Below are 24,275 nucleotides of genomic sequence, written 5' to 3' on the forward strand. Positions count from 1 at the left end.
GGCAGCCCCGTCGGCGCCTGGAACTTCTGGCAGAACAACCACTGGTACTAAGCCGGCGGCAGCAGCACGGCAGACACACGAGGGCCCCGGTGGCCGGCCTCCCCAGGTCCGGCCACCGGGGCCTCTCGCATCCCATCCCACGGGTTCGGTGGGCGCCTCCCGGCGCGTGCTCGGGCGGCTCGGGCGCGCGGGCGCGCGGGCGCGCCCGCCCGCGAGCTCAGAGGCGCTGGATGATGGTGCCGGTGGCCAGCGCGCCCCCCGCGCACATGGTGATCAGCGCGAACTCCTTGTCGCGCCGTTCCAGCTCGTGCAGCGCGGTGGTGATCAGCCGGGCGCCGGTGGCGCCGACGGGGTGGCCGAGGGCGATGGCCCCGCCGTTGACGTTGACCTTCTCCAGGTCCTGTCCGAAGACCTGGGCCCAGCTGAGGACGACGGAGGCGAAGGCCTCGTTGATCTCCACGAGGTCGATGTCCCTGAGGGACATCCCGGCCTTGCCCAGGACCGCCCGCGTCGCGTCGATGGGCCCGTCCAGGTGGAAGTGCGGGTCGGCGCCGACCAGGGCCTGGGCGACGATCCGGGCGCGCGGCCTGAGCTTGAGCGCGCGGGCCATCTTGCGCGAGGCCCACATCACGGCGGCGGCGCCGTCGGATATCTGGGAGGAGTTCCCGGCGGTGTGCACGGCCGTCGGCATGACCGGCTTGAGCCGGGCCAGGCCCTCCATGCTGGTGTCGCGCAGGCCCTCGTCCCGGTCGACCAGCCGCCACATGCCCTGCCCCGCGGCCTGTTCCTCCTCCGTGGTCGGGACCTGGACGGCGAAGGTCTCGCGCTTGAAGCGCTCCTCGGCCCAGGCGGTGGCGGCCCGCTCCTGGGAGAGGACGCCGAGGCGGTCGACGTCCTCGCGGGTCAGGCCGCGGTGCCGGGCGATGCGCTCGGCGGCCTCGAACTGGTTGGGGAGGTCGACGTTCCACTCGTCCGGGAAGGGCTTGCCCGGCCCGTGCTTGGAGCCGGAGCCGAGCGGGACGCGGCTCATGGCCTCGACGCCGCAGGCGATGCCGATGTCGATGACCCCGCCGGAGACCATGTTGGCGACCATGTGGTTGGCCTGCTGGGAGCTGCCGCACTGGCAGTCGACGGTGGTGGCGGCGGTCTCGTAGGGGAGGCCCATGGCGAGCCAGGCGTTGCGGGCGGGGTTCATGGACTGCTCGCCGGCGTGGGTGACGGTGCCGCCGACGATCTGTTCGACGCAGTCGGGCTGGATTCCGGTACGGGCGAGGAGTTCGCGGTAGGTCTCGCCGAGCAGGTAGGCGGGATGGAGGTTGGCCAGGGCGCCCCCGCGTTTCCCGATGGGCGTGCGTACGGCTTCGACGATGACGGGTTCCGCGGCCATGAGCTCGTCCTCTCCTGCACACTCTGCACAGCGCCGGCGTGGCGGGCCGTCCGGCTGCCGCCCTGCTCGAACTAGTACGCGTTCTAGTTATCTACCGCAGTCTTATGACCTGGACCCCCGGCACGCAAGGGTCTTGCACGCGCCCTCCACGGATTCCACACTCAAGAGTTGACGCGGAGGCCCTTGTCACTTCTAGAACTCGTTACTACCTTCGAGCCAACTTCTGATGGGCCGTCAGACCCTCGTCAGACCTTGGAGTCGCCCGATGTCCTGTCCCGTGCTGCCCGAAGGCTTCGACGCCACCGACCCCGACCTCCTCCAGGAACGGGTCCCGCTGCCGGAGTTCGCGCGGCTCCGGCAGACCGCTCCCGTGTGGTGGTGCGCCCAGCCGCGCGGGATCACCGGGTTCGACGACGAGGGCTACTGGGCCGTCACCCGGCACGCGGACGTCAAGTACGTCTCCACGCACCCGGAGCTGTTCTCCTCGACCACCAACACGGCGATCATCCGCTTCAACGCGCACGTCCAGCGCGAGCAGATCGAGGCCCAGCGGCTGATCATGCTGAACATGGACCCGCCGGAGCACACCCGCGTACGGCAGATCGTGCAGCGCGGCTTCACCCCGCGCGCCATCCGCGGCCTGGAACAGGCCCTGCGCGACCGGGCGCGGAAGATCGTCGAGGAGGCGCGGGCGGCCTCGGGGGACGGCAGCTTCGACTTCGTCACCCAGGTCGCCTGCGAACTCCCGCTCCAGGCCATCGCCGAGCTGATCGGCGTACCCCAGCGGGACCGGTCCAAGATCTTCGACTGGTCCAACAAGATGGTCGCCTACGACGACCCGGAGTACGCCATCACCGAGGAGGTCGGCGCCAACGCGGCCGTCGAGCTCATCGGGTACGCCATGAACCTGGCCGCCGAGCGCAAGGAGTGCCCGGCCAAGGACATCGTGACGCAGTTGGTGGCGGCGGAGGGCGAGGGCAACCTGCGCTCGGACGAGTTCGGCTTCTTCGTGCTGCTGCTGGCGGTCGCGGGCAACGAGACCACGCGCAACGCCATCAGCCACGGCATGCACGCCTTCCTCACCCACCCCGAGCAGTGGGAGCTGTACAAGGCGACCCGGCCCTCGACCGCCGCGGAGGAGATCGTGCGCTGGGCCACCCCCGTGGTCTCCTTCCAGCGCACCGCCACCCAGGACACCGAGCTGGGCGGGCAGAAGATCAAGGCGGGCGACCGGGTGGGGATGTTCTACTCCTCCGCCAACCACGACCCCGAGGTCTTCTCGGAGCCGGAGGTCTTCGACATCACCCGCGACCCGAACCCGCACCTCGGCTTCGGCGGCGGGGGCCCGCACTTCTGCCTCGGCAAGTCCCTGGCCGTCATGGAGATCGACCTGATCTTCAACGCCCTCGCCGACACCCTGCCCGACCTGCGGCTCGCCCCCGAGGGCGGCGGCCCGCGCCGGCTGCGGGCGGCCTGGCTCAACGGCATCAAGGAGCTCCGGGTCAACGCCGGTTGACCCGTGACCCAGGGCGGCAGGGGCCGCCACCCCCACGCCCCGGCCCCTGCCGTCCGCTGGACCGGCCCGCCGGTCGGCCGCCCGAGTGGCGCGACCGCGGAAGTGGGCCGATCCTTACAGGACGCGGCGATCCACCGAAGGGGCGCCGGGGCCGTCGGGCCCCGGCGCCCCTTCGGCCGTACGACGGTACGACGCGGTACGACGCGGTACGACGCGGTACAACGGTACGACGCGGTACGACCGTACGGGCCGTCAGGGCGTGCGCAGGACCGCGCAGGTCGTCGTGGCGTGGGCGTAGAGCTTGCCGTCGTGCGTGCCGGTGATCCTGGCCTCGGCCGTGGCCGTGGTGCGCCCGACGTGCAGGGCCGTGCCCTCGCAGCGCAGGGTGGGGGTGTCCGCGAGGACGGGGCGGATCATGTGCACGCCCAACTGGACGGTGGTGTAGGCGGTACCGGCCGGGAGCCGGGTCATGACGGCCGAGCCGAGGGCGGAGTCCAGCAGGGTGGCGAGGAAGCCCCCGTGGACGGTGCCCATCGGGTTGAGCAGGTGGTCGCCGGGGTCCCCCTCGAAGACGGCGAAGCCCTCGCCGACCTCGGTGAGGCGGAAGCCCAGGGTGCTCGTCATCGAGGCGGCGGGCAGGGTCCCCTTCAGGGCCGCCCGCAGGATCTCCAGGCCGCTCATGTCCGCGAGCCCCGGGACGGAGGCCGGCTGCGGCTCCCAGCTGTGGGTGCGGGTGCGCAGGGAGGACGCGGGGGCGGCGGGGGCTGCGGGGGCGGAGGCGGGGGCGGCGGTCTCGTACGTGGTCATGGCAACGACCCTAGGCCGCCTCCCGTGCGGACGGGAGTGTCGGATCCGGCACCTTCCGGTCGGATTCCGACAGCCGCCCGGCCGCTACGCTGGGCAGGTGAAAGTCGCCGTACTGGCCCTCGACGGGGTGTTCGACTCCGGGATCTCCGCCGTCCTGGACGTGCTCCACACCGCCAACGCCCTGCGCGGACAGCTCTCCGGGGCCGCTCCCCCGGCCTTCGCGATCCACACCGTCGGCGTGCGCCGGCGCGTGCGCACCGGACTCGGCCACCGCATCGACACCGAGCCCGCCGCCCGCGCCGAGGACGCGGACCTCCTCGTCCTGCCCGCCCTGATGGAGCGCCGGCCCGACGCCCTGCTGGAGACGGTGGCCTCCCCCGCCCACCGCACCGCCCGCCGGCTGCTGGCGCAGGCCCGCGAGCGGCGCACCCCGCTCGCCTCCTCCTGCACCGGGACGTTCCTGCTGGCCGAGTCGGGCGTGCTCGACGGGCTGCGGGCGACGACCAGTTGGTGGCTGGCACCGGTGTTCCGGGAGCGCTACCGCCGGGTGACGGTGGAGGAGACCCGGATGGTCACCACCTCGGACGGGGTCACCACCGCCGGAGCCGCGTTCAGCCACCTCGACCTGGCCCTGTCCGTCGTCGCCGCGCGCAGCCCCGCCCTGGCCGGCCTGGTCCGGCGCTACCTCGTGGTGGACGACCGGGCCTCGCAGGCCGCGTACGTGATCCCCAGCGCCATGGCCCGCCACGAACCGCTGGTCGCCGCCTTCGAGGAGTGGGCGAGGGCCCGGATCGCCGAGCCCCTGTCCATCGCCGACGCCGCCCGCGACCTCGGCGTCAGCGAACGCACCCTCCAGCGCACGACGGCCCGCACCCTCGGCCGCTCCCCCATCCGCCTGGTCCAGGACCTGCGCGTCGAGCAGGCCGAGCACCTGCTGCGCACCTCCGGCCTGCCGCTCGCCGCGGTCGCCCGCCGGGTGGGGTACGAGAGCCCCGGCCCGCTGCGCGCGCTGCTGCGCCGACGGGCGGGGGCCGGGGGCTGAGCGGGGTCACCCGTTCGGGCGTGCGGGCCCCGCGGCCCGGTGCCAGACTGGGGCCATGACCACGGTCACGGCTGCGCCGGGCCCCGGCTTCCGGGGACGGCTGGTGCGGCCCGGGGACCCCACGTACGACGAGGACCGGCGGGTCTGGAACGGCTCGGTCGACCGGCGCCCCGCCCTCGTCGCCTGCTGCGCGGGCGTCGCCGACGTGATGGACACCGTACGGTTCGCCGCCGACGAGGGGCTGCCGCTGGCGGTCCGCTCCGGCGGCCACAGCTTCCCCGGCCACTCGGTGTGTGACGACGGCCTCGTCCTCGACCTCTCCGCGATGCGCGGCATCCGCGTGGACCCCGAGGCCCGGACCGTCCGCGCCCAGGCGGGGGTGCGGCTCGGCGAGCTGGACCGGGAGACCCAGGCCTTCGGGCTGGCCGTCCCGGCCGGGATCGTCACCACCACCGGGCTGGCGGGGCTCACCCTCGGCGGTGGGATCGGCTGGCTGATGCGCAAGTACGGGCTGACGGTCGACCAGCTGCTGTCGGTGGACATGGTCACGGCCGACGGGTCGTTCCTGACGGCGAGCGAGAAGGAGAACGCCGAACTCTTCTGGGGGATCCGCGGCGGAGGCGGGAACTTCGGGATCGTGACGGAGTTCGAGTTCCGCCTCAACCCGGTGGGTCCGGTGGTCCTCGCGGGCCCGGTCCTGTGGCCGATGGAGGAGTCACCGCGGCTGCTGCGCCTGTACCGGGACTGGATCACCGACGTGCCGGACGAGCTGACCACCGCGGTCGTCCACCGCCGGGTGCCGCCGGTGCCGTTCATGCCGCAGGAGCTGCACGGGCGGCCGGTGGTGATGGTGGTGTGCTGCTACGCCGGGCCGGTCGAGGACGGCGAGCGGGTGCTGCGGCCGCTGCGCGAGGCGGGGCCGCCGCCGCTGCTGGACCTGTGCGTGCCGAAGCCGTTCACCGCCCATCAGGCGATGTTCGACCCGTCCTTCCCGCGCGGGCGCTGGTACTACTTCAAGTCCTGCGACGTGGACCGGCTGGACGACGGGGTCATCGACCGCACCGCCGAACACGCGGCCCGGATCGTGTCACCGCTCACCGCCTTCCCGATCTTCCAGCTCGGCGGGGCGATCCGGCGGGTCGGGGACGACGAGACGGCCTTCGGCGGGCGCTCCTCCGGGCACACCTTCAACATCAACGGGACGACGGAGGGCCCCGAGGGCTTCGAGGCGGAACGGGAGTGGGCGCGCGGCCTGTGGTCGGCGCTCGCCCCCTACCAGACCGGCGTCTACTCCAACTTCCTGATGGAGGAGGGCGAGGACCGGGTCGCGCAGGCCTACGGGGAGGCCAAGTACCGGCGGCTGCGGGAACTGAAGCGCCACTACGACCCCGGCAACCTCTTCCGCCTCAACCAGAACATCCCTCCGGCCGCCGCCTCCTGACCCCGCGTCCTACCGCTGCGCGCTACCGCTGTGTCCTACCCCTGTGTCCTACCGCCGTGTCCTACCGCCGTGTCCTACCGCTGGGCGGAGGCGAGCAGGTCCGGCTCCCCGGCCGCCCTGCGCTGCACGGGCAGCACGACCCGTACCCCGCGCGGCCCGGACAGCACGTGGACCAGCCCGAAGCCCGCCCCGACGACGGCCGCGCCGCCCACCGCGTCCAGCACCCAGTGGTTGGCGGTGGCCACGATCGCGCACACCGTGATCAGCGGGTGCAGCGCGCCAAGCAGCTTCTGCCAGCCCTTCGGCGCCAGGACGACGACCACGATCCCGCACCACAGCGACCAGCCGAAGTGCAGCGAGGGCATCGCCGCGTACTGGTTGGAGATCGCGGTCATCGCCCCGTACGAGGGGTTCGCCAGGTCCTGCGCCCCGTGCACGGTGTCGACGAAGCCGAGTCCGGGCATCAGCCGCGGCGGAGCGAGCGGGAACAGCCAGAACCCGGCCAGCGCGAGGGCGGTCGCCAGGCCCAGCGAGGCCCGCGCCCAGCGGTAGTCGCCGGGGCGGCGCCGGTAGAGGACGGCCAGGATCCCGAGGGGCACCACGAAGTGGAAGGAGGAGTAGTAGAAGTTGAAGAACGCCTCCAGCCACGGCGCGTCGACCACCGCCCGGTTCACGGCCCGCTCGACGTCGATGCCGAGGATCCGCTCGATGCCGTGGATCCGGCTCCCGTTGCGTTCGGCGAGGGAGCGGCTGGCGGGGGCGGCGGCGCGGATGTGCGAGTAGACCGAGTAGCCGACCCGTATCAACAGGAGTTCCAGCGGCAGGCTGGGGCGCGACAGCGCGCGCCGCCAGAACGGCAGCAGCGGCACCCGGGCCCAGCGGGCGGGGGCCGGGTGTCCGTGGAGGGTGGGGACGGGCTCGCGCCAGTACGGGGAGGAGCGCGGCAGGAACGGCACGGCGCAGGCCGCCGCCACGGCCGCGAGGAGCGGCACGTTGTCCCGTACGGGGGCCAGCGCGGCCAGGTTGGGCAGCAGAACCGCGCTCGGCAGGGTGATGGCCAGCACGACGGCGACCGGCCACACCCGCCGGTCGGCGGCCCGCTTCCCCACCTTGCCCGCCACCGCGAGCAGCACCCACAGCAGCTGGTGGCGCCAGCCGGTCGGGGAGACGGCGACGGCCGCGCAGCCGGTGACGGCGACCGCGAGCAGCAGCTGGCCGTCGCGGGCGTAGCGGGTGGCGCGGCGCAGCGCGGCCCAGGTGATCGCGGCAGCGAGGGCCGTGTAGAGGAGGATCTCGCCGGGGCCGCTGAGGCCGAAGCGGAGCAGGGCGCCGTGGACGGACTGGTTGGCGAGGCCGTCGGGGGAGCCGCCGAGGCCGGTGCCGGCGAGGTGGTGGATCCAGTACGTCCACGAGTCGCGCGGCAGGGCGGCCCAGGACAGCACGGTGGCTCCGGCGAAGGTCGCGGCGGCGGCGCGGGCGGTGGGGCGGCGGCCGGTGAGCCACAGCAGCGGGGCGAAGAGGAGGAGCGCGGGCTGGAGGGCGGCGGCGAGGCCGACGAGGAGCCCGGCGGGCTTCTCGCCGGGCACCCGGAAGACGGCGAGCAGCACCAGCAGCACGGGCAGGACGGCGGTCTGGCCCGGGAAGGCGGCCGCGCGGACCGGGAGGGAGACCATCATCAGCGCGACCAGCACGGGCGCGGCGAGCAGCGCGGTGCGGCGGGGCACCGGATCGGGCAGCCCGCGCGCGGCGACCACCCCGACGGCGGCGACGAGCAACAGGGTCGCGCAGGTCCAGGCGACCTCCAGGGAGGGGGGCGCGGCCAGGCCGGCCAGGGGTTTGAGGACGAGCCCGGCGAAGGGGGTACCGGTGAACCGGCCGACGTCGTAGAGGGTGCCGGGGGCGGCGGTGCCCGCCGAGAGGTGGAGGTCGCCGAACCACTCGGCCGGGGGCACGCGCAGGACGGCGGCCGCCTGTCGGACGGTGAGGACGGCGGCGAGCGCCCACAGCAGGAGGCGGGCCGCCCCGAGTCTGCCGCCCACGACCGCGGCATGTCCGTCGGCACCGCCGTGTTCCGCCGCGTCAGCCACGCCTTGCCGTCCTCACTGGGGATCACTGCCGGGACGACGATATCCCCCGCGGGATCCCTAGGATGGCGGCATGAGCATCGTGAAGATCAACGCCCTGACCGTTCCCGACGAACAGCGGGAGGTGCTGGAGCAGCGGTTCGCCTCGCGGGCGGGGGCCGTGGAGTCCTCGGACGGGTTCGAGTGGTTCGAGCTGCTGCGGCCCGTCGAGGGCACGGACCAGTACCTCGTCTACACGCGCTGGCGTTCCGAGGAGGACTTCCAGGCGTGGATGGAGGGTCCGATGAAGGCGGCGCACCAGGGTGGCGGCGGCGGGGACCGGCCGAAGCCGGCGGCGTCGGGGTCGCAGGTGTGGTCGTTCGAGGTCGTGCAGCAGGCGTCGCCGAAGAAGGCGTGAGGACGGACGGAAGGGCCCGGGGGCGTACGCTCCCGGGCCCTTCCGTCCATGCGCCGCGCGGCTCTCGGCACTCGGCTCTCGGCACTCGGCACTCGGCCCTCAGCTCCAGAAGGCGTCGCTCTCGTCGATGTCCTGCGTGCACTGGTCGATGTCGGTGATCTTGCCGCCGACGATGGTGAAGAAGAGTCCCTCGTGGATCTCGATGCCCCGGTCGCCGCGGTCCGCCATGGTGGTGTGGAAGGACATCGCGTGGCCCCTGCCGTCGACCAGGACGCGCTCCAGGGTGACGCGGAAGGTGCCGCCGGTCTCCTCTCCCAGACGGCGGTAGAGGTCGAGTACCGCTTCCCGACCCTTGTGGTGCCCGGACACGGGGCTGGTGCCGGGCACGTGGTGGATGACGTCAGCCGTCATCAGGCTGCCCAGGGTCTCCATGTCGCCCTTGCCGAAGGCCTCGTAGCCGCGGCGGATCAGGGCACAGTCCGGATGCTCCGACATGACCGTCCACCCTTCGTTCGTGGGATTTACGCCTTGTCTCATCATCGGTCCGTGCCTGTGGATATTCCACGCGGGGAACGGGGGCGGGTCTCCACAATGGCGGCATGGACAGGAATGCGATCACGAAGGCAAGCGGGACGGGCACGACGGCGGACCGGGGCGGCGCCTCCGGCTGGGCGGTCGTCCCGGAGCCGTTCACCACGGCGGACGCCACCGCCCTGCGGCGCGCGTACTACGCGGAGGTCGCCGGGCGGTACTGGGAGCGGTCCGTCACGGAGGCGGAGATCGACCAGGGGATGCTGGACTTCCCGGCCGACGAGCTGGCACCGCCGACGGGGCGGTTCGTCGTCGGCCGGCTCGACGGGCGGCCCCTGGCCTGCGGCGGCATACGGCTCCTGGACCCGGGCACGGCGGAGCTCACGCGGGTCTACGTCGACCGGAGCGCGCGCGGCACGGGGGGTGGGGCGGCACTGCTCGCGGCCCTGGAGGAGGAGGCCCGCGCGCTGGGCGCCCGGCGGATGCGGCTGGACACCAGGACGGACCTGGTGGAGGCCCGCGCCCTGTACGCGCGTCAGGGGTACCGGGAGATACCGGCGTACAACTCCGGGCCGTACGCCCAGCACTGGTTCGAGAAGTCGCTGGTGTGATCGCCACCGCCGGTCAGTGCGCAGCGTGGTCCCGGCGCGGGAGGGTGTCGTAGGGCTCCTCGGCGTCGGAGCCGCACAGCTCCCGGTTGAGTTCCTCGACGAGTTTGACGAGGTCGGTGGGGCGGTCGGGGCCCCACCAGTCGCCGAGGAGTTCGGCGAGGGACTCCTGCCGGGCGTCGGCCAGCCGGTCCGCGGACTCGCGGCCCCGGTCGGTCAGGACGAGGGAGAGCCCCTCCCTGGCGGCGAGCCCGCGTTCCTCGACCTGGCGGGCGGCGTCGGTGACGGCCCTGAGCGGAACGGACGTGCGTTCGGCGAGCACCGCCGGGTCCACCGAGCCGTACTTCTTCATCCGCAGCAGTATCCAGCTGGCGGCGGGCAGCAGGTCGTAGCCCGCCCTCGCGGTGATCTTCTCGTAGACGTGGGCGCGGCCCTCGCGGGTGCCGAGCACCGACAGGGCCCGGGCGACCTCGTCGTGGGATGAGCGCTGGACGGGGTTGGAGGCGAGGGTCTCCGTCACGTCGGGGGCGGTGACGGACCCGCGCAGCTTGTCCTCCTTGAGGAACCAGGCGATCAGGAACGCCAGCAGGACCACGGGGACGGCGTAGAGGAAGACGTCGGTGATGGCGCTGGAGTAGGCGTCCAGCACCCGGGGCCGCAGCGCGGGAGGCAGGGCGCCGATGGCCCGGGGGTCGGCCTCGATGCGTTCCGGGCTCGCGGCGGGCGGGAGGGGGACTCCGGCGAGGGTGGCGGTGAGCTTCTCGCCGAGCCGGCTGGTGAAGATCGTGCCGAAGATGGCGACGCCGAAGGAGGCGCCGATGGAACGGAAGAAGGTGGCACCTGAGGTGGCGACTCCGAGGTCGGCGTAGCTGACGGCGTTCTGCACCACCAGGACGAGCACCTGCATGACCAGGCCCAGGCCGGCGCCGAAGACGAAGAAGTAGGCGCTCATCTCCAGGTCGGAGCTGGTGCGTTCCAGCTGGTGCAGGAGCAGTAGGCCGACGGCGGTGACGGCGGTGCCGGTGAGGGGGAAGACCTTCCAGCGTCCGGTGCGGCTGACGATCTGTCCGGAGGCGGTGGAGGCGATCAGCAGGCCGAGCACCATCGGCAGCATGTGGACGCCGGACATGGTCGGTGAGACGCCCCGGACGACCTGGAGGAAGGTCGGCAGGTAGACCATCGCGCCGAACATGGCGAAGCCGACGATGAAGCTGATCACCGAGCAGAGGGTGAAGGTGCGGATCCGGAACAGCTTCAGCGGCAGGACCGGTTCGGCGGCCCGGTGCTCGACGAACACGAAGGCGACGAGGAGGACGGCGCCGAGGACGGCGAGGCCCACGATCCGGGCCGAGCCCCAGCCCCAGCCACCGCCGAGGGAGGCGACGAGGACGAGGCAGGTGGCGACGCCGGCGATCAGGGCGGTGCCGAGGTAGTCGATGGTGTGCCGCGAGGGCCGGGCGGGGATCCGCAGGGCGGCCGCGATGACGACGAGGGCGACGAGACCGATGGGGAGGTTGATGTAGAAGACCCAGCGCCAGGAGAGGTGGTCCACGAACAGGCCGCCCAACAGGGGGCCGAGCACGCTGGTCGCACCGAAGACGGCACCGAAGAGGCCCTGGTACTTGCCGCGTTCACGGGGCGGGACGATGTCGCCGACGATCGCCATCGACAGCACCATCAGCCCGCCGCCGCCCAGGCCCTGCAGGGCGCGGAAGCCGATCAGCTGCGGCATGTCCTGGGCCAGCCCGCAGAGCGCGGAGCCGATGAGGAAGATGACGATGGCGTACTGGAACAGCTTCTTGCGGCCGTACTGGTCACCGAGCTTGCCCCACAGGGGGGTGGCCGCGGTGGACGCCAGCATGTAGGCGGTGACCACCCAGGACAGGTGCTCCATGCCGCCGAGCTCGCTCACGATGGTGGGGAGCGCGGTCGAGACGATCGTCTGGTCGAGTGCGGCGATCAGCAGGCCCAGCAGGAGGGCCCCGATCGAGACGAGCACGTCCCGGGAAGCGTGTTCGGTTCCCGGGGCGGGGTTCTTTGGCGACGCGGTCACATCCTGAGCCATCGGCTCCTCCTCACGCCGGATCAACACCTCCATCCTGAGCGGTCTGTCCGGTTATGGCCTCTCGGAAGGGTTGGGTGGGGCCAAAGGGGTCTGCATAATCGCTGGCAGTGTCCAGGGAGGGGTTATCAGTGAGCGCTGAGCGCTGTCCGGAATGCGGCGCCGCGGGCGCCGACTGCGCGTGTGCGCGGGGGGTGGGGTTCAACCCGTTGCGCATCCGCCCGTACATGGCCGCGCCCGGGGCCGAGGGAACGATCCCTCCCCCGACGCCGCCCCAGCCGGTCCTGGGCGCCATGGCCCCGCCCGGCCCCTCCACCGGCACCCCGTTCCCGACGTTCCCGCCGGGGCCCCCACCGTCCCCCGAGCTCCCGACGACCGTGCTCCCGCCGGTCCCGTCCGCCCCGGCAGCCCTGGAGGTCCCGTCCGGGGCGGGCCCCGATGCGCCGACTGCGATGATGCCGCCCGTCCCGGGGGCTCCAGCCGAGGCCCCCACCGCCATGTTCCCGCCGATACCTTCCGACCCGACGGCCCGGCCGGGGTCGGCTCCCGAGGCGGCGACGGCGATGTTCCCGCCCGTCCCGGCGGCTCCGGATGCCCCGACGGCCATGATCCCGCCGATACCTTCCGACGCGGCTGCCTGGCCGGCGACGGCTCCCGGAGCGCCGGCGGACTGGTCCGGGGCGGGCCCCGAGGCGGCGACGGCCATGATCCCCGCCGTCCCGGCGGCTCCGGGCACTCCGGTTCCTCCGCCCGCCGCGGGTACTCCGGACGAGGCCCCCACGGCCATGTTCCCGCCGGTCCCGGCGGCCCCGTCCGACACGGGGGCCGAGGCCGCGACCGCCATGTTCCCGCCCGTCCCGGCGGCCCCGTCCGGCGCGGGGGCCGAGGCCGCGACCGCGATGTTCCCGGCCGTCCCCGCGGCCCCGTCCGGCACGGGGGCCGAGGCCGCGGCCGCGATGTTCCCGGCGGACCCGCGCGGCGCCGGGGCGCCGGGGGCCGACCCGACGATGCGGCTGCGGGCCGTGGCCCCGCAGGGGGCGCGGACGGGCGCCGCACGGCCGGCGAAGCGGCGGCGGGCGGTCCCGCTGGCGGCGGCCGGGGCGGTGGTGGCCGCCGGAGCGGTCGCACTGGCCCTGTGGCTGTTCACCGGCTCCGGGAAGGACGGCACGACGCTGGCGGACCCCAAGCAGTCCGTACCGGCGTCCGGCGAGGCCCCGGCCGGCCCGTCGCAGACGCCGTCCGGCCCCGAGGAGAGCGCCTCCGCATCGGCCTCGCCGTCCGCGTCGGCGAGTGCGTCCCGGTCGGCGTCGCCCTCCCCGAGCCCCTCCCGCACCTCGGCGGCGCCGTCCCCGAGCCCGTCCGCGAGCGCGCCCCGCGCCACCAAGCCGGCCCCACCGCCCCCGCCGCCCTCCAAGGCCGCGACCCTGCGCAACGGCGACTCGGGCCCCGAGGTGCTCAAACTCCAGCAGCTGCTCGCGGACCAGGGGATGTACAACGGCCGCTTCGACGGCCGGTACGGCCGCTCGGTGGAGCGTGCCGTGACGGACTTCCAGATGGAGTCCGGGGTCTACGACGACCCCTGGGGCGTCTACGGTCCGGCGACCCGGCGCGCCCTGGAGGGATAGGTCACGCGGGCGGCGGTGGCGCACACCGCCCCCGGTTTTGTATCGTGTAGGAACAAAGTGGTTCCGTCCACACCCCCTGACCGGTGGACGGAACCACTTGTTCTCTTCTCCCGCCCCGTCTGGAGCCCCGCCGATGTCGGCCAGCACCGCCTCCGCCCCCGTCGTCCTCACCGCCAGGGCCCTGCTCCTGGACATGGACGGCACCCTCGTCAACTCCGACGCGGTGGTCGAGCGCTGCTGGCGCGCGTGGGCGCTGTCGCACGGGCTGGACCCGCAGGAAGCCCTCAAGGTGGTCCACGGCCGCCAGGGCTACGCCACGATGGCCATCCTGCTCCCCGAGCGCCCGATGGAGCTCAACCACGCCGAGAACGCCGAGATGCTGGCCCGTGAGACGGCCGACACCGAAGGCGTGGTGCCGGTCGCGGGCGCCCCGGAGTTCATGGCCGCCGTCGCCCGCCTGCCGCACGCCCTGGTCACCTCGGCCGACGCCGCCCTGGCGGGGGTCCGGATGACGGCAGCCGCCCTGCCGATGCCGGACGTGCGGGTCACCGCCGAGTCCGTCGGGGCCAGCAAGCCCGACCCGGAGGGCTTCCTCAAGGGCGCCGCCGAACTGGGCGTGGACCCGGCCGACTGCGTGGTCTTCGAGGACTCCGGCGCCGGCATCGCCGCCGGCCTGGCGGCCGGCATGCGCGTGATCGGCATAGGCCCGCGCGCCGCCGCCCACGGCCCCACGGCCCACGTCGACGACCTCACCGCGGTGCGCGTGGAATCCGCCGGGGACGGCTCGATCCGCCTCACCCTCACCCCGGCGCGGTAGCCGCCCGGGGCGAGGGGACGTGACGGCCGTCAGCCCGCGATCGCCTCGTAGAGGGAGAATCCGGCCAGCGCCAGCATCACGCAGGCCGCGACCTTGGTGATGAGCCGCAGCGGGACGTACTTCATGAGGGTGCGCCCGCCCAGGATGCCGATGCCCGCCACCGCCCAGAGCGCCAGCACGGCGCCGAGGCCGACGGAGAGCGGGTTGTCGTAACGCGCCGCGAGGTTGGCGGTCATGATCTGGGTCAGATCGCCGAACTCGGCGACCAGGATCAGCATGAAACCGGCCCCGGAGACCTTCCAGAAGGACTGGTCGGCGGGCGGCTTGACCTCTTCCTCGTCGTCGCCCTTCTTGAACAGCAGCATGGCCGCGCCCGCGAGGAACAGCAGCCCCACGACGGCCTGCACCAGCCGGTGCGGCAGGAGCGTGAGCACGCTGCCCGCGGCGATGGCGAGCGCGACGTGTACGGCGAAGGCGGCGGCCACGCCCGCGAAGACGTAGGAGGCGCGGTAGCGGGTGCCGAGCATCAGACCGGCCAGGGCCGTCTTGTCGGGGAGCTCGGCGAGGAAGACGACGCCGAAGGCGATCGCCAGCACGGTGAAGCTGAACACGGGGTGAAACCTCGATCGGTCGGGCAGGACGCCATCGGGACCGAGAGACCTGGGGTGTTTCAGGGGTCGCTTCGGCTCGGCGGCGCCCTGGGGTATGTCGACACGCCGCACACCGCGCGGATGCGGGGTACGCATGCCGCGCCGCGCGCGTCGCGCCACAAGGACAGGACACTGCGGCCGAAGGTCTCGCTGGCGGGCCGCTGACGCGATCCGCCTCCGGGCGCCGGCTGGTGTGACCCAGCAGTATGTCGACGGTCCGGCGAAGAGCTACTCCCCTTCTGCTCCGCCCAGGGTACGCGACGACGGCCGCGACGCCAGGGCGTCCGAAATGTGAGCTTGGCCCCACCCCGCCCCGTCCTGGCGGCCGGAATCTCAACTTCCCCTTGAATACGGGGCGTTGATCTCCTTGATGTGACGTGCCCATGTCGGCAATCTGTCACCTGGTGCCCATCCCCGCGACATCCGGCGCCGCCACCATGGCCGCGCCCCGCCGGGGCCGCACGGCCGTCCACCCCCCGCTCCAGGGAGCCCCTCATGCCCCTCACGCCCTTCCGCACGCCCTCGGTCTACGCGCGTCGCCTCCGCCGCGCCGGACGCGCCGGCGTCCTCGCCTCCGCCGTCGCCCTCGCCGCCCTCACCTCCCTCGTGAACGCGCCGGCCGCCCTGGCCTCCCCGCCCACTCCGATCAGCGCCGCCGAGGCCCGCGCCTACCTGGCCACCGTCACCCCGGCCGCCGAGGGCTCCCTCACCGGCTACAGCCGCAGCCAGTTCCCGCACTGGATCACCATCTCCGGCACCTGCAACACCCGCGAGACGGTCCTCAAGCGCGACGGCGTCAACGTCGTCACCGACTCCTCCTGCGCCGCCGTCAGCGGAAGCTGGTACTCCGAGTACGACGGCGCCACCTGGACCGCCGCCTCGGACGTGGACATCGACCACATGGTCCCGCTCGCCGAGGCCTGGCGTTCGGGTGCCAACACCTGGACCACCGCCAAGCGCCAGCAGTTCGCCAACGACCTCACCCGCCCCCAGCTCATCGCCGTCACGGACAACGTCAACCAGGCCAAGGGCGACCTCGACCCCGGCAAGTGGCTGCCGCCGCGCACCGCCTACCGCTGCACCTACGCCCGCGCCTGGGTCGAGGTGAAGCAGTACTGGGGGCTGAGCATGGACGCCGGGGAGAAGACCGCCCTGGTGAACGTCCTGAACGGCTGCTGACACCCCGCCGCTCCCCGGGAATTTTCACCCCCGCTATCCCCCGCCAGGGGGAGGCCGGGCCCCCGCCCCGCCCCGTACCGTGATCCAAAGGGCTGTCGAGGAGGGGGAGTCTGATGGCCGGACTGCGACTGGGACCGCTGCTGCGCTACGTCGACTGGGACACGGGCGGATCCGCCACGATATGGATCGAGGCGGACCGCCCGTGCACGGCGGAGGTGCGGTGCGCCGACGGGTCCGGCGGCAGCGCCCGCACCTTCCAGATCACCGGCCACCACTACGCCCTGATACCGGTCACCGGCCTGACGGCCGGTACGGCGACGGCGTACGAGGTACTGCTCGACGGCACCACCGTCTGGCCCCGGCCCGGCGGCCGCTTCCCGCCCAGCACGATCGCCACCCCGGCGGTGGGAGGCGGCGCCGGCCACCCCGCGCCCGGCCTGCGGATCACGTTCGGCTCGTGCCGGCAGGCCGCCCCGCCCGCCGGCCGGCGGGGACCGCACGGGGCGGACGCCCTCGACACCCTCGCGGCCCGCCTGGCCGCCGACCCGTCGCGGACCCGCCCGGACCTGCTGCTGCTCCTCGGCGACCAGGTCTACGCCGACCAGCTCTCGAAGGACACCCGTCGCTGGCTGGCGGCCCGCCGGGACCTTCGCGAGGCCCCCGGCGCCCAGGTCGCGGACTACCAGGAGTACACCCGCCTCTACGACGAGTCCTGGGGCGACCCGGAGATCCGCTGGCTGCTCTCCACCGTCCCGAGCCTGCACATCTTCGACGACCACGACGTCATAGACGACTGGAACACCAGCGCCTCCTGGCAGGCCGAGATGCGCGCGACCCCCTGGTGGCCCGAGCGCGTCCTCAGCGGGCTGATGTCGTACTGGGTGTACCAGCACCTGGGGAACCTCTCCCCCGCCGAGCTCGCCGCCGACCCCCTGTACGCCGCCGTACGGGCCACCCCGGACGGCACGGACGCGCTGCGCGCCTTCGCGGCCGCGGCGGACGCCGACCCCGCGACGGTGCGCTGGAGCTACCGCCGCGACTTCGGCCGGACCCGGCTGCTGATGGTCGACACCCGCGCCGCGCGGGTGCTCGCCGAGGACGGGCGGGCCATGCTCGACCCGGCGGAGCAGCGCTGGCTCCGGGAGAACGCCCTGTCCGGGCACGGCGGCTTCGACCACCTGCTGATCGGCTCCTCGCTGCCGTGGCTGATGCCGCCGCTGATCCATGACGCGGAGACGTGGAACGCCGCGCTCTGCCGCGGGGAGCGCGGGGAGCGGTGGGCGCGGATCGGGGAGGACCTGCGGCGGCGCAGCGACCTGGAGCACTGGGCGGCGTTCCCGGCGTCGTTCGCCGCGCTCAGCGATCTGATCGAGGAGGTCGGGACGGGCCCGAAGGCCCCGGCGACGGTCGCCGTCCTGTCCGGGGACGTGCACCACGCGTATGTGGCCGAGCCCCTCATACCCAGCACGGCGCGGGTGTTCCAGCTGACCTGTTCGCCGGTGCACAACTCCATCCACACCGCGGTGAAATGGGGCTTCCGGCTGGGCTGGTCCCGGCTGGGCCGCTGGCTCGGCCGCGGCTTCTCCCGGCACGGCCGGACGGGACGACCGCCGCTGAGCTGGCGGCGTACGGGCGGCCCCTGGTTCGGCAACCAGCTGATGACGCTGACCCTGGCCGGGCGGGAGGCCCGGCTCCGGCTGGACCAGGCCCGCCGGTCGCGGACCGGTGCCCGGCTGGTGACGGTGCTGGACCGCCGGCTCACCGGAGCGGAGTAGGCCGGGGCTCCGGGGCGGGGCCGCCGGGCGTACGCTGTATGGCTGTCAAGCCGCCCCTGCCGCTCCCCCGCGACCACGCGGCGCTCCGGACTGGGGAGTCCCGTTGTGATCGAGACGCTGGGGTCGCTGACCGCGAGCCCGTGGATCTACGCCCTGGTGGCGGTGTCGGTCCTGCTGGACGTGTTCCTGCCGGTGCTGCCGAGCGGCATCCTGGTGATCACCGCCGCTGCGGCCGCGGCGGCCGGCGGGCCGCCCTCGCGGGTCCCGGACGTCGCGGTCCTGCTCACGGTGGCCGCCTCCGCCTCGGTGCTGGGCGACCTCACGGCCTACCGGCTGGCCCGCCGCGGCGGGCCCCGCCTGGACCGGGTCATCGCCCGCTCCCGCCGCCTGACCCGGGCCCACGAACGGCTGGGCACGGCCCTGGCCCGCGGCGGCGGCCTGCTGGTGGTCCTGGCCCGCTTCGCCCCGGCCGGGCGCTCGGTGGTCTCGCTGGGCGCGGGCAAGACGCGGCGCACGCTGGCGGAGTTCCTGCCCTGGTCGGTCCTGGCGGGCATCAGCTGGGCGGCCTACAGCGTGGCCCTGGGCTACTTCGGCACCCAGTGGCTGGGCACGGCCTGGCTGGGCACGGCGGTCTCCCTGCTGGCCCTGTTCACGGCCGGTTCCCTCTCCGCCTTCCTCCTGCGCCGCCCCTCCCCCACACCCCCGGCGACGGCCTGACGCCGCCCGGCGTCCCCCGGAAGGATGGCCCGGGTGGGCCAGTGGGTCACCCGTTCACCCGGCAGCAATCGCGGCCCGCCGCCCCGGCTTCTAGCGTCCAGAGCACGGCACGCCACCGAGTCGTCCCGAGGAGCCGAGGAGTCCCGCCATGCCCCCCATGCGCATCCGGCATCGTCTGACCGGAGTCGCCGCCGCGACACTGGTCATCGCAGCCGCCGCCGTACCCGCCCACGCCGCCCCCGCCGGCGGCACGACCCCCTCCGCCACCGTCTCCCCCGGCACCGTCTCCCCGGGCGGCCGCGTCGGCCTCAACGTCGACGGCTGCAGCACGCGCACCGGCCGGGCGTCCTCCCGTGTCTTCAACACCGTCGCACTGGCCCCGGGCAGCGCCACCGCGAGCAACCTCTCCGGCGCGGCCACCGTCTTCAGCGACGCGACCCCCGGCTCGTACCCCGTCACCTTCGAGTGCGGAGGCCGCCGGGTCGACGTCACCCTCCAGGTCGCCCCCGGCGCCGCGCGCGGCGGCCTCGGCGGCAGCATGGACTCCATGAGCCGGGCCCAGATCGTGGTCGGCGGCACCCTGGCGGCCGGCGCGCTCGGCGCCGGGATCTGGCTGCTGCGCCGCCGCACGGCCTGAGCCCGCCGGCCCTCACACCGCGGCGGCGGCCCGCCCGCGCACCTGCACCCCGTCCAGCAGCAGCCGCGTCGCCTCGGCGACGGCGTCCACGGCGGCGTCGAACACCTCCTGGTTGTGCGCGGCGGGTGCCCGGAACCCGGAGACCTTCCGGACGTACTGGAGCGCGGCCGCGCGGATCTCCGCCTCGGTGGCCTTCTCGGGGATGGCGGGCGGGCGCAGGGTCTTGATGGAACGGCACATGCCTCCACTATGACCCCGCGGGCGGCAGCTCCGCCCCGGAAAGCCGCATGACGAGCCCGGCCTGCAGCCGTCCCCGCAGCTCCGGATCGGCGATCTCCTCCAGCAGGGCGATCGCCTGCCGGACCCCCTCCGCGGCCCGCCGGTCCTCGCGCAGGGAGGCGCTCTGGGCGGCCATGTGCCGCAGGGCGGCGTCGGCCCGGCGGTGGAACAGCTGCCCGACCAGGGTGACGACCACCCCGACGGAACTGGTCACCACCCCGACGTAGACCTCCCCGCCGCTCTCGGCCTTCCACACCCCGAGCCCGATCCCGGAGAGCAGCACGGCCGCGCCGACCCCGGCGAACCACTGGCTGGTGACGAAGCTGGCCCGCGCCTGCGCCAGCCCGTACGCGTAGTACTCGACGAGCATCGGCGTGAAGTCGTCGCGCGGCCCCCCACCCCGCTCCCTCCCCCCGGCGGAGGCGTCCACCAGCCGCGGATCCCCCGCCTCCGCCGGCCGCTCCTCCCCCCACCGCGCGAGCAGCCGCTCCCGCTCGGCCTCCCGCGCCCGCTCGAACCGCCCCCGCCCCGGCCACCAGGCGGCCAGCCCCAGCCACGCGGCCCCGAGCCCGAACGCCCCGACGGCCCAGACCCACTCGCCGCCCACACCCATCACCCCCCTGCGGGATGGTCCCCGCGCCGCCGCGCGGGAAACCGGCCCGGATCCTAGACTGACGAACGCCCGGAACATCCGCGTCGAGGCGAATCAAGGGAGACTCCCGATGGCCAAGCGAGGAAACAAGAAGCGCGCCCGCAAGAAGAAGAAGGCCAACCACGGAAAGCGCCCCAACGCCTGACCGCGGCCCCCGCACACCCCGTAGCCCCCGGCCGCGACCGGCCGGGGGCTCGTAGACGGGGATCACCTCCCAGGTATGCCGTGGAGCTCCGGCCCGTTGTCGATGAGCCGCCCCTGCCCCTTGGCCCGGTCCCGCTCGGCGGGCGTCACGCACAGGGTGTCCCCGACCCACTTCTCCCGCCACACGTACCCCGGCTTGCAGGTCCAGGGCCCGTAGGCACCCCCACCGGGCTGCCGGTTCGGATTCAGCGCATGCACCCGGTCCCGCTCGGCGGGCGTCACGCACAGCGCGTCACCGTCGTAGCTGTCCCGCCACACATACCCCGAAGGACACGGCAGCGCATCGGCCTTCACCCCGGCCTTCACCCCGGCCTCCACGGCGGGCGCCGCCCGGGACGCCGCCGAGGCCGAGGTGGGCAGCGAAGCGATGCCCCCGGCGACGAAGGCGGCCGTGGTCAGGACCATCATGTAGCGGAACATCCGCCGCTTGGCGGGGGCGGGGCGGGGGCTGTGAACCTGCTGAAGCATCACCGAAACTCCTCTCGATCTCCCGTCGCTCCACAGCGACCGGACCTCAAGTAAGCGCCGCCCGGCCCCCCGAGGTCACGCCCCGGAACCCCGTGTCTTGACACCGCCCCGCCCCGTGTGCGCCCCCTTCACTCCTCGTCGTAGCGCTCCAGGACCAGACCGAGGGACCCGTCCTCCAGCCCGTTGCCAGGTTCGAGGTGCAGATGGCTCCCGTCGGGGACGCCGTCCCCCGCGAGGACCAGCAGATGACGGGCGAGCGTCCTGAGACCTTCTGCGTTCGCCTCGACCACGACCTCTCCCCCCAGGTCCCGCACCTGGACCCGCGCGTCCGCCTCCCACGTGAAGGTGTGCGCGACCCCGTCGGTCACCGCCCTGACGTGCGTGCTCTCGACAGGAGCCCTGCCGGATTCGAAATTCATGGAAACCATGATGACGACCGTTCGCCTGGCAAGCTCTATCCGAACGATCTTCGAACGAATCCGATCGGAAGGCACACCAGGTGGATGTCGACGAATTCCTCGCCCGCCCCCTCGTGGCACGCGTCGCCACGCAAGGCCCCGAGGTCCGGCCCGTGTGGTTCCTCTGGGAGGACGGGGCCTTCTGGTGGCTGACCGGCTCCTACTCCCGCATGGAACGAATCCTCGCGGCCGACCCCCGCGTCGCACTGGTCGTCGACACCTGCGAGCTCGCCGACGGCCAGGTCCTGTCGGTCACCTGCCGGGGCACGGCCGCCACCGTCCCCCTGGACCGCCCCCGAGCCCTCCGCAAACTGACCCGCTACCTGGGCCCCGACCCCCACACCTGGCCGGCCCGCTTCTCGGAACCCCTGGACGACCCGGCGACCAAACTGATCCGCTTCACCCCGGACCACCCACCCCGCGTACGCGACCTCTCCTGGTGATCCGACGGCCAGTCGACGCCGGTCGTGCATGCAAAAGGCCCCCAACCATGATCGGTTGGGGGCCTTCGTGCTGGTGGGCGCGGACGGTTTCGAACCGCCGACATCTGCTTTGTAAGAGCAGCGCTCTACCCCTGAGCTACGCACCCGTGGACGAGTGGACAGCCTACATGGCAGGCGCACCCCCCACGCAAACCCGTTCCCGTGGGGGAGAATGGACCCGGGCTTGGCGGATGGGGTACGGGAGAGGGACTGTGGCGACGGCATCCCGGCGGTGGTTCGGTGGGCGGGACGAGGGGCGGCGGGCGGATGCGCAGGCGGCCAAGGACGCCGCCGCGGCCGCGTTCTACGAACTGGACACCGCCCAGCGGGACCTGCGGATCTCGATGGAGACCATCGCCGCCGCCGACGGGTCTCCCGCCGCGCGGCAGGCCGCCGACGGGTTCGCGGCGCTCGGGCGGCGGATCGACGAGGTCAGCCGCACCTACATCGAGGCCGTCGACGCGCACGACCTGGACCGGGTCGACCTGGAGGGCTCCGTCGCGGCGCAGGCCCGGCAGCAGCTGACGCGGGCCCGGGAGGAGCTCGTCCGGGTCAAGGGGGAGCTGGAGCGGTTCGCGCAGGGGCTGCAGCCGCTGCTGGACAAGGCCGAGACGCAGCTGGCCCGGGTCGCGCCGGCCCGGGAGCGGGCGAAGGCTGCGCTGCTGGCGGCGAGCGACGCGCTGGACGCCGTACGGGCCAAGGGGATGCGGGCCGACGACCTGGCGGCGCGGCTCGCGGCGCTGGGGCCCGAGCTGACGAAGCTGAACCAGGGCGCGGCGCAGCACGGGGTGCCGGAGACGGTGCAGCGGGCGGAGCGGATCCTGCGGGACGCGGGGGCGGTACGGGCCGAGGCGGAACGGCTGCCGGAGCGGGCGGCGGAGATCGACCGGCGGCTGGTGAGCCTGCGGACGCGGGCGCAGGCGCTGCGCAACCGGGCGGACCGGGTGGATCCGGTGCTCAGCGAGCTGCGCCGCCGGTTCAGCGCGGCCTGCTGGCAGGACCTCCAGCACGTACCCGACCAGGCCGTACGGGACGTGGCGCAGGCCGAGGAGCGGCTGTCGGAGGCCGGACGGGCACGGGACGAGCAGCGCTGGGCGGACGTGACGGCGCTGGTCGAGGCGGTGCGGGCGGGGCTGGACGCCGTCGACGAGGCGGTGTCGGCGGCGCAGGAGCGGCTGTCGCGGCTGGAGGCGGTGGCGCGGGACCCGCAGGCGGAGGTGCAGCGGACCCGGTTCGCGATCCGGGACGCGCAGCGGCTGGCGATGGAGGGGCGCAGCGTGCCCGATCCGCGGCACGCGCGGCCGCTGGACGAGGCGGTGGCCCGGATGGAGCGGGCGCTCGCGGGGCTGGAGGGGCGCCACCCCGACTACTGGCACTTCCTGCAGGAGACGGAGGAGGTCCGGGCGGCGGTGGGCCGGGTGGTGGCGGACATGCGGGGGCGCCGCGCCGCCGGGTGAGGAGCCGGGTGAGGAGTTGTCCGCGTCCCGGCTTGGGCGGATGCTGGAGGGTGCCGGGATCGGAACCGAGGAGGGCGTCATGGCTGCCCACACTTTCCACAGGCCCCGCGAGCGCCAGGCACCCCCCGCGCGCCCGGAGACGTACGTGCCGCACGCGGCCTACGGCTGCACCGAGCCGCACGAGCACTACGCGCCCTACGTCCCCCACGAGCCCTACGGCCCGCCCCCCGAGCGGCAGGGCCCCCGGCTGGTGGAGCGCATGCTCCACCCGGTCAACGCACGGCTCGACGAGCACCTGCCCAGCGACCACAAGCTGAGCCAGGTCTACCGGGTCGGCGCCGGGCTGACCGGCCTGCTGCTGATCGCCTTCGGGATCCTGGGCCTGGTCCACCGGATCGGGTTCTTCGACACCGGCGGCGACACCGTGCTGGCCCTGAACACCAACGGCGCGCTGAGCGTGCTGTCGATCTGCATCGGGCTCCTGCTGGTCGCCGGCATGGTGATCGGCGGGACCTTCGCCTCCACCCTCAACATCGTGCTGGGGCTGCTGTTCATCGCCAGCGGGTTCGTGAACCTGGCGCTGCTGGACACCGGTCTGAACTTCCTGGCCTTCAAGATCCAGAACGTGCTGTTCAGCTTCGTCGTCGGCGTGATGCTGATGTGGTTCGGGATGTACGGGCGGGTCGGCAGCGCCCTCCCCCACGACAACCCGTACTGGCGCGCCCGCCACCCCGACCAGGCCGCCCGTGAGGAACGGGCCCGGGGCGGGGCGGCGGCCCGTTAGCCTGTGCGCATGCCCCGTTACGAATACCGCTGCCGGACCTGCGACGACACCTTCGAGGTCAGCCGTCCGATGGCCGAGTCGTCCGCGCCCGCCGACTGCCCCGCCGGGCACGGCGACACCGTGAAGCTGCTGTCCGCCGTCGCCGTCGGGGGGACCAGCAGTGCCCCCGCGCCCTCCGGCGGCGGGGGCTGCTGCGGCGGGGGCGGCTGCTGCTGA

26 protein-coding genes and 1 tRNA gene are annotated in these 24,275 nt (G+C 73.8%); 16 read left to right on the top strand and 11 right to left on the bottom strand.

Annotated elements, in window-relative coordinates:
- Positions 1-217: 217 nt before the first annotated feature.
- Complete coding sequence (locus tag ACFVXK_RS06045) at positions 218-1,387, bottom strand: steroid 3-ketoacyl-CoA thiolase (RefSeq protein WP_389610317.1); 1,170 nt, start codon at positions 1,385-1,387, stop codon at positions 218-220.
- Between the two features lie 265 nt (positions 1,388-1,652).
- Here ACFVXK_RS06045 and ACFVXK_RS06050 point away from each other — a divergent pair, with 265 nt between their 5' ends.
- Positions 1,653-2,903, top strand: a complete 1,251-nt coding sequence (locus tag ACFVXK_RS06050; protein WP_389610318.1) for a cytochrome P450 — start codon at positions 1,653-1,655, stop codon at positions 2,901-2,903.
- Positions 2,904-3,155: 252 nt separating this feature from the next.
- Here ACFVXK_RS06050 and ACFVXK_RS06055 read toward each other — a convergent pair whose 3' ends face one another.
- Positions 3,156-3,710, bottom strand: coding sequence for a PaaI family thioesterase (locus tag ACFVXK_RS06055; protein WP_389610319.1), 555 nt, complete (start codon positions 3,708-3,710; stop codon positions 3,156-3,158).
- Between the two features lie 97 nt (positions 3,711-3,807).
- Between ACFVXK_RS06055 and ACFVXK_RS06060 the strand changes: the two genes are divergently transcribed.
- Complete coding sequence (locus ACFVXK_RS06060; RefSeq protein WP_389610320.1) at positions 3,808-4,752, top strand: GlxA family transcriptional regulator; 945 nt, start codon at positions 3,808-3,810, stop codon at positions 4,750-4,752.
- A gap of 55 nt (positions 4,753-4,807) precedes the next feature.
- Complete coding sequence (locus ACFVXK_RS06065) at positions 4,808-6,193, top strand: FAD-binding oxidoreductase (RefSeq protein ID WP_389610321.1); 1,386 nt, start codon at positions 4,808-4,810, stop codon at positions 6,191-6,193.
- Positions 6,194-6,267: 74 nt separating this feature from the next.
- Here ACFVXK_RS06065 and ACFVXK_RS06070 read toward each other — a convergent pair whose 3' ends face one another.
- The gene (locus ACFVXK_RS06070) at positions 6,268-8,280 is read right to left on the bottom strand and encodes a phosphatase PAP2 family protein (RefSeq protein WP_389610322.1); all 2,013 of its coding nucleotides are present in this window, start codon (positions 8,278-8,280) and stop codon (positions 6,268-6,270) included.
- A gap of 70 nt (positions 8,281-8,350) precedes the next feature.
- Between ACFVXK_RS06070 and ACFVXK_RS06075 the strand changes: the two genes are divergently transcribed.
- Complete coding sequence (locus tag ACFVXK_RS06075; RefSeq protein WP_389610323.1) at positions 8,351-8,674, top strand: antibiotic biosynthesis monooxygenase family protein; 324 nt, start codon at positions 8,351-8,353, stop codon at positions 8,672-8,674.
- A 99-nt stretch (positions 8,675-8,773) separates the two neighbouring features.
- Here ACFVXK_RS06075 and ACFVXK_RS06080 read toward each other — a convergent pair whose 3' ends face one another.
- Positions 8,774-9,169 (bottom strand): nuclear transport factor 2 family protein, encoded by a 396-nt coding sequence (locus ACFVXK_RS06080; RefSeq protein ID WP_389610324.1) that lies wholly within the window; start codon positions 9,167-9,169, stop codon positions 8,774-8,776.
- 104 nt (positions 9,170-9,273) lie between these two features.
- Here ACFVXK_RS06080 and ACFVXK_RS06085 point away from each other — a divergent pair, with 104 nt between their 5' ends.
- Positions 9,274-9,816 carry a GNAT family N-acetyltransferase gene (locus ACFVXK_RS06085; RefSeq protein WP_389610325.1) on the top strand — a complete coding sequence of 181 codons (543 nt, stop codon included), beginning with the start codon at positions 9,274-9,276 and terminating at the stop codon, positions 9,814-9,816.
- Between the two features lie 13 nt (positions 9,817-9,829).
- Here ACFVXK_RS06085 and ACFVXK_RS06090 read toward each other — a convergent pair whose 3' ends face one another.
- Positions 9,830-11,878 (bottom strand): DHA2 family efflux MFS transporter permease subunit, encoded by a 2,049-nt coding sequence (locus tag ACFVXK_RS06090; protein ID WP_389610326.1) that lies wholly within the window; start codon positions 11,876-11,878, stop codon positions 9,830-9,832.
- Between the two features lie 782 nt (positions 11,879-12,660).
- Here ACFVXK_RS06090 and ACFVXK_RS06095 point away from each other — a divergent pair.
- Together ACFVXK_RS06095 and ACFVXK_RS06100 are read left to right on the top strand one after the other, a co-directional pair.
- A complete protein-coding gene (locus tag ACFVXK_RS06095; protein WP_389610327.1) occupies positions 12,661-13,500 on the top strand; it encodes a peptidoglycan-binding protein in 840 nt (279 codons plus the stop codon).
- A 133-nt stretch (positions 13,501-13,633) separates the two neighbouring features.
- Entirely contained in the window at positions 13,634-14,317 is a 684-nt protein-coding gene (locus ACFVXK_RS06100) for an HAD-IA family hydrolase (protein WP_389610328.1), read from the top strand.
- Between the two features lie 29 nt (positions 14,318-14,346).
- Here ACFVXK_RS06100 and ACFVXK_RS06105 read toward each other — a convergent pair whose 3' ends face one another.
- Positions 14,347-14,928, bottom strand: a complete 582-nt coding sequence (locus tag ACFVXK_RS06105) for a TMEM165/GDT1 family protein (protein WP_358896355.1) — start codon at positions 14,926-14,928, stop codon at positions 14,347-14,349.
- A gap of 534 nt (positions 14,929-15,462) precedes the next feature.
- Between ACFVXK_RS06105 and ACFVXK_RS06110 the strand changes: the two genes are divergently transcribed.
- The 4 genes from ACFVXK_RS06110 to ACFVXK_RS06125 all read left to right on the top strand — a co-directional run bounded on the left by ACFVXK_RS06110 (position 15,463) and on the right by ACFVXK_RS06125 (position 19,275).
- Positions 15,463-16,146, top strand: coding sequence for a DUF1524 domain-containing protein (locus ACFVXK_RS06110; RefSeq protein ID WP_389610329.1), 684 nt, complete (start codon positions 15,463-15,465; stop codon positions 16,144-16,146).
- 113 nt (positions 16,147-16,259) lie between these two features.
- Entirely contained in the window at positions 16,260-17,921 is a 1,662-nt protein-coding gene (locus ACFVXK_RS06115) for an alkaline phosphatase D family protein (RefSeq protein ID WP_389610330.1), read from the top strand.
- A 105-nt stretch (positions 17,922-18,026) separates the two neighbouring features.
- Entirely contained in the window at positions 18,027-18,638 is a 612-nt protein-coding gene (locus ACFVXK_RS06120) for a DedA family protein (protein WP_389610331.1), read from the top strand.
- A 148-nt stretch (positions 18,639-18,786) separates the two neighbouring features.
- Positions 18,787-19,275 (top strand): hypothetical protein, encoded by a 489-nt coding sequence (locus ACFVXK_RS06125; RefSeq protein ID WP_389610332.1) that lies wholly within the window; start codon positions 18,787-18,789, stop codon positions 19,273-19,275.
- A 12-nt stretch (positions 19,276-19,287) separates the two neighbouring features.
- On the opposite strand, the gene ACFVXK_RS06130 is transcribed toward ACFVXK_RS06125, so the two are convergent.
- Together ACFVXK_RS06130 and ACFVXK_RS06135 are read right to left on the bottom strand one after the other, a co-directional pair.
- A complete protein-coding gene (locus tag ACFVXK_RS06130; protein ID WP_389610333.1) occupies positions 19,288-19,515 on the bottom strand; it encodes a DUF2277 domain-containing protein in 228 nt (75 codons plus the stop codon).
- A 7-nt stretch (positions 19,516-19,522) separates the two neighbouring features.
- A complete protein-coding gene (locus tag ACFVXK_RS06135; RefSeq protein WP_389610334.1) occupies positions 19,523-20,161 on the bottom strand; it encodes a hypothetical protein in 639 nt (212 codons plus the stop codon).
- 115 nt (positions 20,162-20,276) lie between these two features.
- On the opposite strand from ACFVXK_RS06135, the gene ACFVXK_RS06140 reads away from it, so the two are divergent.
- The gene (locus tag ACFVXK_RS06140) at positions 20,277-20,351 is read left to right on the top strand and encodes a 50S ribosomal protein bL37 (protein WP_099895366.1); all 75 of its coding nucleotides are present in this window, start codon (positions 20,277-20,279) and stop codon (positions 20,349-20,351) included.
- A 62-nt stretch (positions 20,352-20,413) separates the two neighbouring features.
- On the opposite strand, the gene ACFVXK_RS06145 is transcribed toward ACFVXK_RS06140, so the two are convergent.
- Entirely contained in the window at positions 20,414-20,878 is a 465-nt protein-coding gene (locus ACFVXK_RS06145) for a hypothetical protein (protein ID WP_389610335.1), read from the bottom strand.
- A gap of 128 nt (positions 20,879-21,006) precedes the next feature.
- The gene (locus tag ACFVXK_RS06150) at positions 21,007-21,297 is read right to left on the bottom strand and encodes a hypothetical protein (RefSeq protein WP_389610336.1); all 291 of its coding nucleotides are present in this window, start codon (positions 21,295-21,297) and stop codon (positions 21,007-21,009) included.
- Between the two features lie 80 nt (positions 21,298-21,377).
- On the opposite strand from ACFVXK_RS06150, the gene ACFVXK_RS06155 reads away from it, so the two are divergent.
- Positions 21,378-21,779, top strand: a complete 402-nt coding sequence (locus ACFVXK_RS06155) for a pyridoxamine 5'-phosphate oxidase family protein (RefSeq protein ID WP_389610337.1) — start codon at positions 21,378-21,380, stop codon at positions 21,777-21,779.
- A gap of 71 nt (positions 21,780-21,850) precedes the next feature.
- Here ACFVXK_RS06155 and ACFVXK_RS06160 read toward each other — a convergent pair.
- Positions 21,851-21,925: transfer RNA gene (locus ACFVXK_RS06160), tRNA-Val, on the bottom strand.
- Between the two features lie 84 nt (positions 21,926-22,009).
- On the opposite strand from ACFVXK_RS06160, the gene ACFVXK_RS06165 reads away from it, so the two are divergent.
- The 3 genes from ACFVXK_RS06165 to ACFVXK_RS06175 all read left to right on the top strand — a co-directional run bounded on the left by ACFVXK_RS06165 (position 22,010) and on the right by ACFVXK_RS06175 (position 24,275).
- Positions 22,010-23,275, top strand: a complete 1,266-nt coding sequence (locus ACFVXK_RS06165) for a hypothetical protein (RefSeq protein WP_389610338.1) — start codon at positions 22,010-22,012, stop codon at positions 23,273-23,275.
- 79 nt (positions 23,276-23,354) lie between these two features.
- The gene (locus ACFVXK_RS06170; protein ID WP_389610339.1) at positions 23,355-24,059 is read left to right on the top strand and encodes a DUF4383 domain-containing protein; all 705 of its coding nucleotides are present in this window, start codon (positions 23,355-23,357) and stop codon (positions 24,057-24,059) included.
- 9 nt (positions 24,060-24,068) lie between these two features.
- Complete coding sequence (locus ACFVXK_RS06175; protein WP_389610340.1) at positions 24,069-24,275, top strand: zinc ribbon domain-containing protein; 207 nt, start codon at positions 24,069-24,071, stop codon at positions 24,273-24,275.

Source organism: Streptomyces sp. NPDC058157 (assembly GCF_042884105.1).
Classification (GTDB): Bacteria; Actinomycetota; Actinomycetes; order Streptomycetales; family Streptomycetaceae; genus Streptomyces.

Bases quoted from the DNA above. Each gene is read 5' to 3' on its own strand.
- ACFVXK_RS06045 (WP_389610317.1), bottom strand. From the start codon at position 1,387: ATGGCCGCGGAACCCGTCATCGTCGAAGCCGTACGCACGCCCATCGGG.
- ACFVXK_RS06050 (WP_389610318.1), top strand. From the start codon at position 1,653: ATGTCCTGTCCCGTGCTGCCCGAAGGCTTCGACGCCACCGACCCCGAC.
- ACFVXK_RS06055 (WP_389610319.1), bottom strand. From the start codon at position 3,710: ATGACCACGTACGAGACCGCCGCCCCCGCCTCCGCCCCCGCAGCCCCC.
- ACFVXK_RS06065 (WP_389610321.1), top strand. From the start codon at position 4,808: ATGACCACGGTCACGGCTGCGCCGGGCCCCGGCTTCCGGGGACGGCTG.
- ACFVXK_RS06075 (WP_389610323.1), top strand. From the start codon at position 8,351: ATGAGCATCGTGAAGATCAACGCCCTGACCGTTCCCGACGAACAGCGG.
- ACFVXK_RS06080 (WP_389610324.1), bottom strand. From the start codon at position 9,169: ATGTCGGAGCATCCGGACTGTGCCCTGATCCGCCGCGGCTACGAGGCC.
- ACFVXK_RS06085 (WP_389610325.1), top strand. From the start codon at position 9,274: ATGGACAGGAATGCGATCACGAAGGCAAGCGGGACGGGCACGACGGCG.
- ACFVXK_RS06090 (WP_389610326.1), bottom strand. From the start codon at position 11,878: ATGGCTCAGGATGTGACCGCGTCGCCAAAGAACCCCGCCCCGGGAACC.
- ACFVXK_RS06095 (WP_389610327.1), top strand. From the start codon at position 12,661: ATGTTCCCGCCGGTCCCGGCGGCCCCGTCCGACACGGGGGCCGAGGCC.
- ACFVXK_RS06100 (WP_389610328.1), top strand. From the start codon at position 13,634: ATGTCGGCCAGCACCGCCTCCGCCCCCGTCGTCCTCACCGCCAGGGCC.
- ACFVXK_RS06110 (WP_389610329.1), top strand. From the start codon at position 15,463: ATGCCCCTCACGCCCTTCCGCACGCCCTCGGTCTACGCGCGTCGCCTC.
- ACFVXK_RS06115 (WP_389610330.1), top strand. From the start codon at position 16,260: ATGGCCGGACTGCGACTGGGACCGCTGCTGCGCTACGTCGACTGGGAC.
- ACFVXK_RS06125 (WP_389610332.1), top strand. From the start codon at position 18,787: ATGCCCCCCATGCGCATCCGGCATCGTCTGACCGGAGTCGCCGCCGCG.
- ACFVXK_RS06130 (WP_389610333.1), bottom strand. From the start codon at position 19,515: ATGTGCCGTTCCATCAAGACCCTGCGCCCGCCCGCCATCCCCGAGAAG.
- ACFVXK_RS06145 (WP_389610335.1), bottom strand. From the start codon at position 20,878: ATGCTTCAGCAGGTTCACAGCCCCCGCCCCGCCCCCGCCAAGCGGCGG.
- ACFVXK_RS06150 (WP_389610336.1), bottom strand. From the start codon at position 21,297: ATGAATTTCGAATCCGGCAGGGCTCCTGTCGAGAGCACGCACGTCAGG.
- ACFVXK_RS06165 (WP_389610338.1), top strand. From the start codon at position 22,010: ATGGGGTACGGGAGAGGGACTGTGGCGACGGCATCCCGGCGGTGGTTC.
- ACFVXK_RS06170 (WP_389610339.1), top strand. From the start codon at position 23,355: ATGGCTGCCCACACTTTCCACAGGCCCCGCGAGCGCCAGGCACCCCCC.
- ACFVXK_RS06175 (WP_389610340.1), top strand. From the start codon at position 24,069: ATGCCCCGTTACGAATACCGCTGCCGGACCTGCGACGACACCTTCGAG.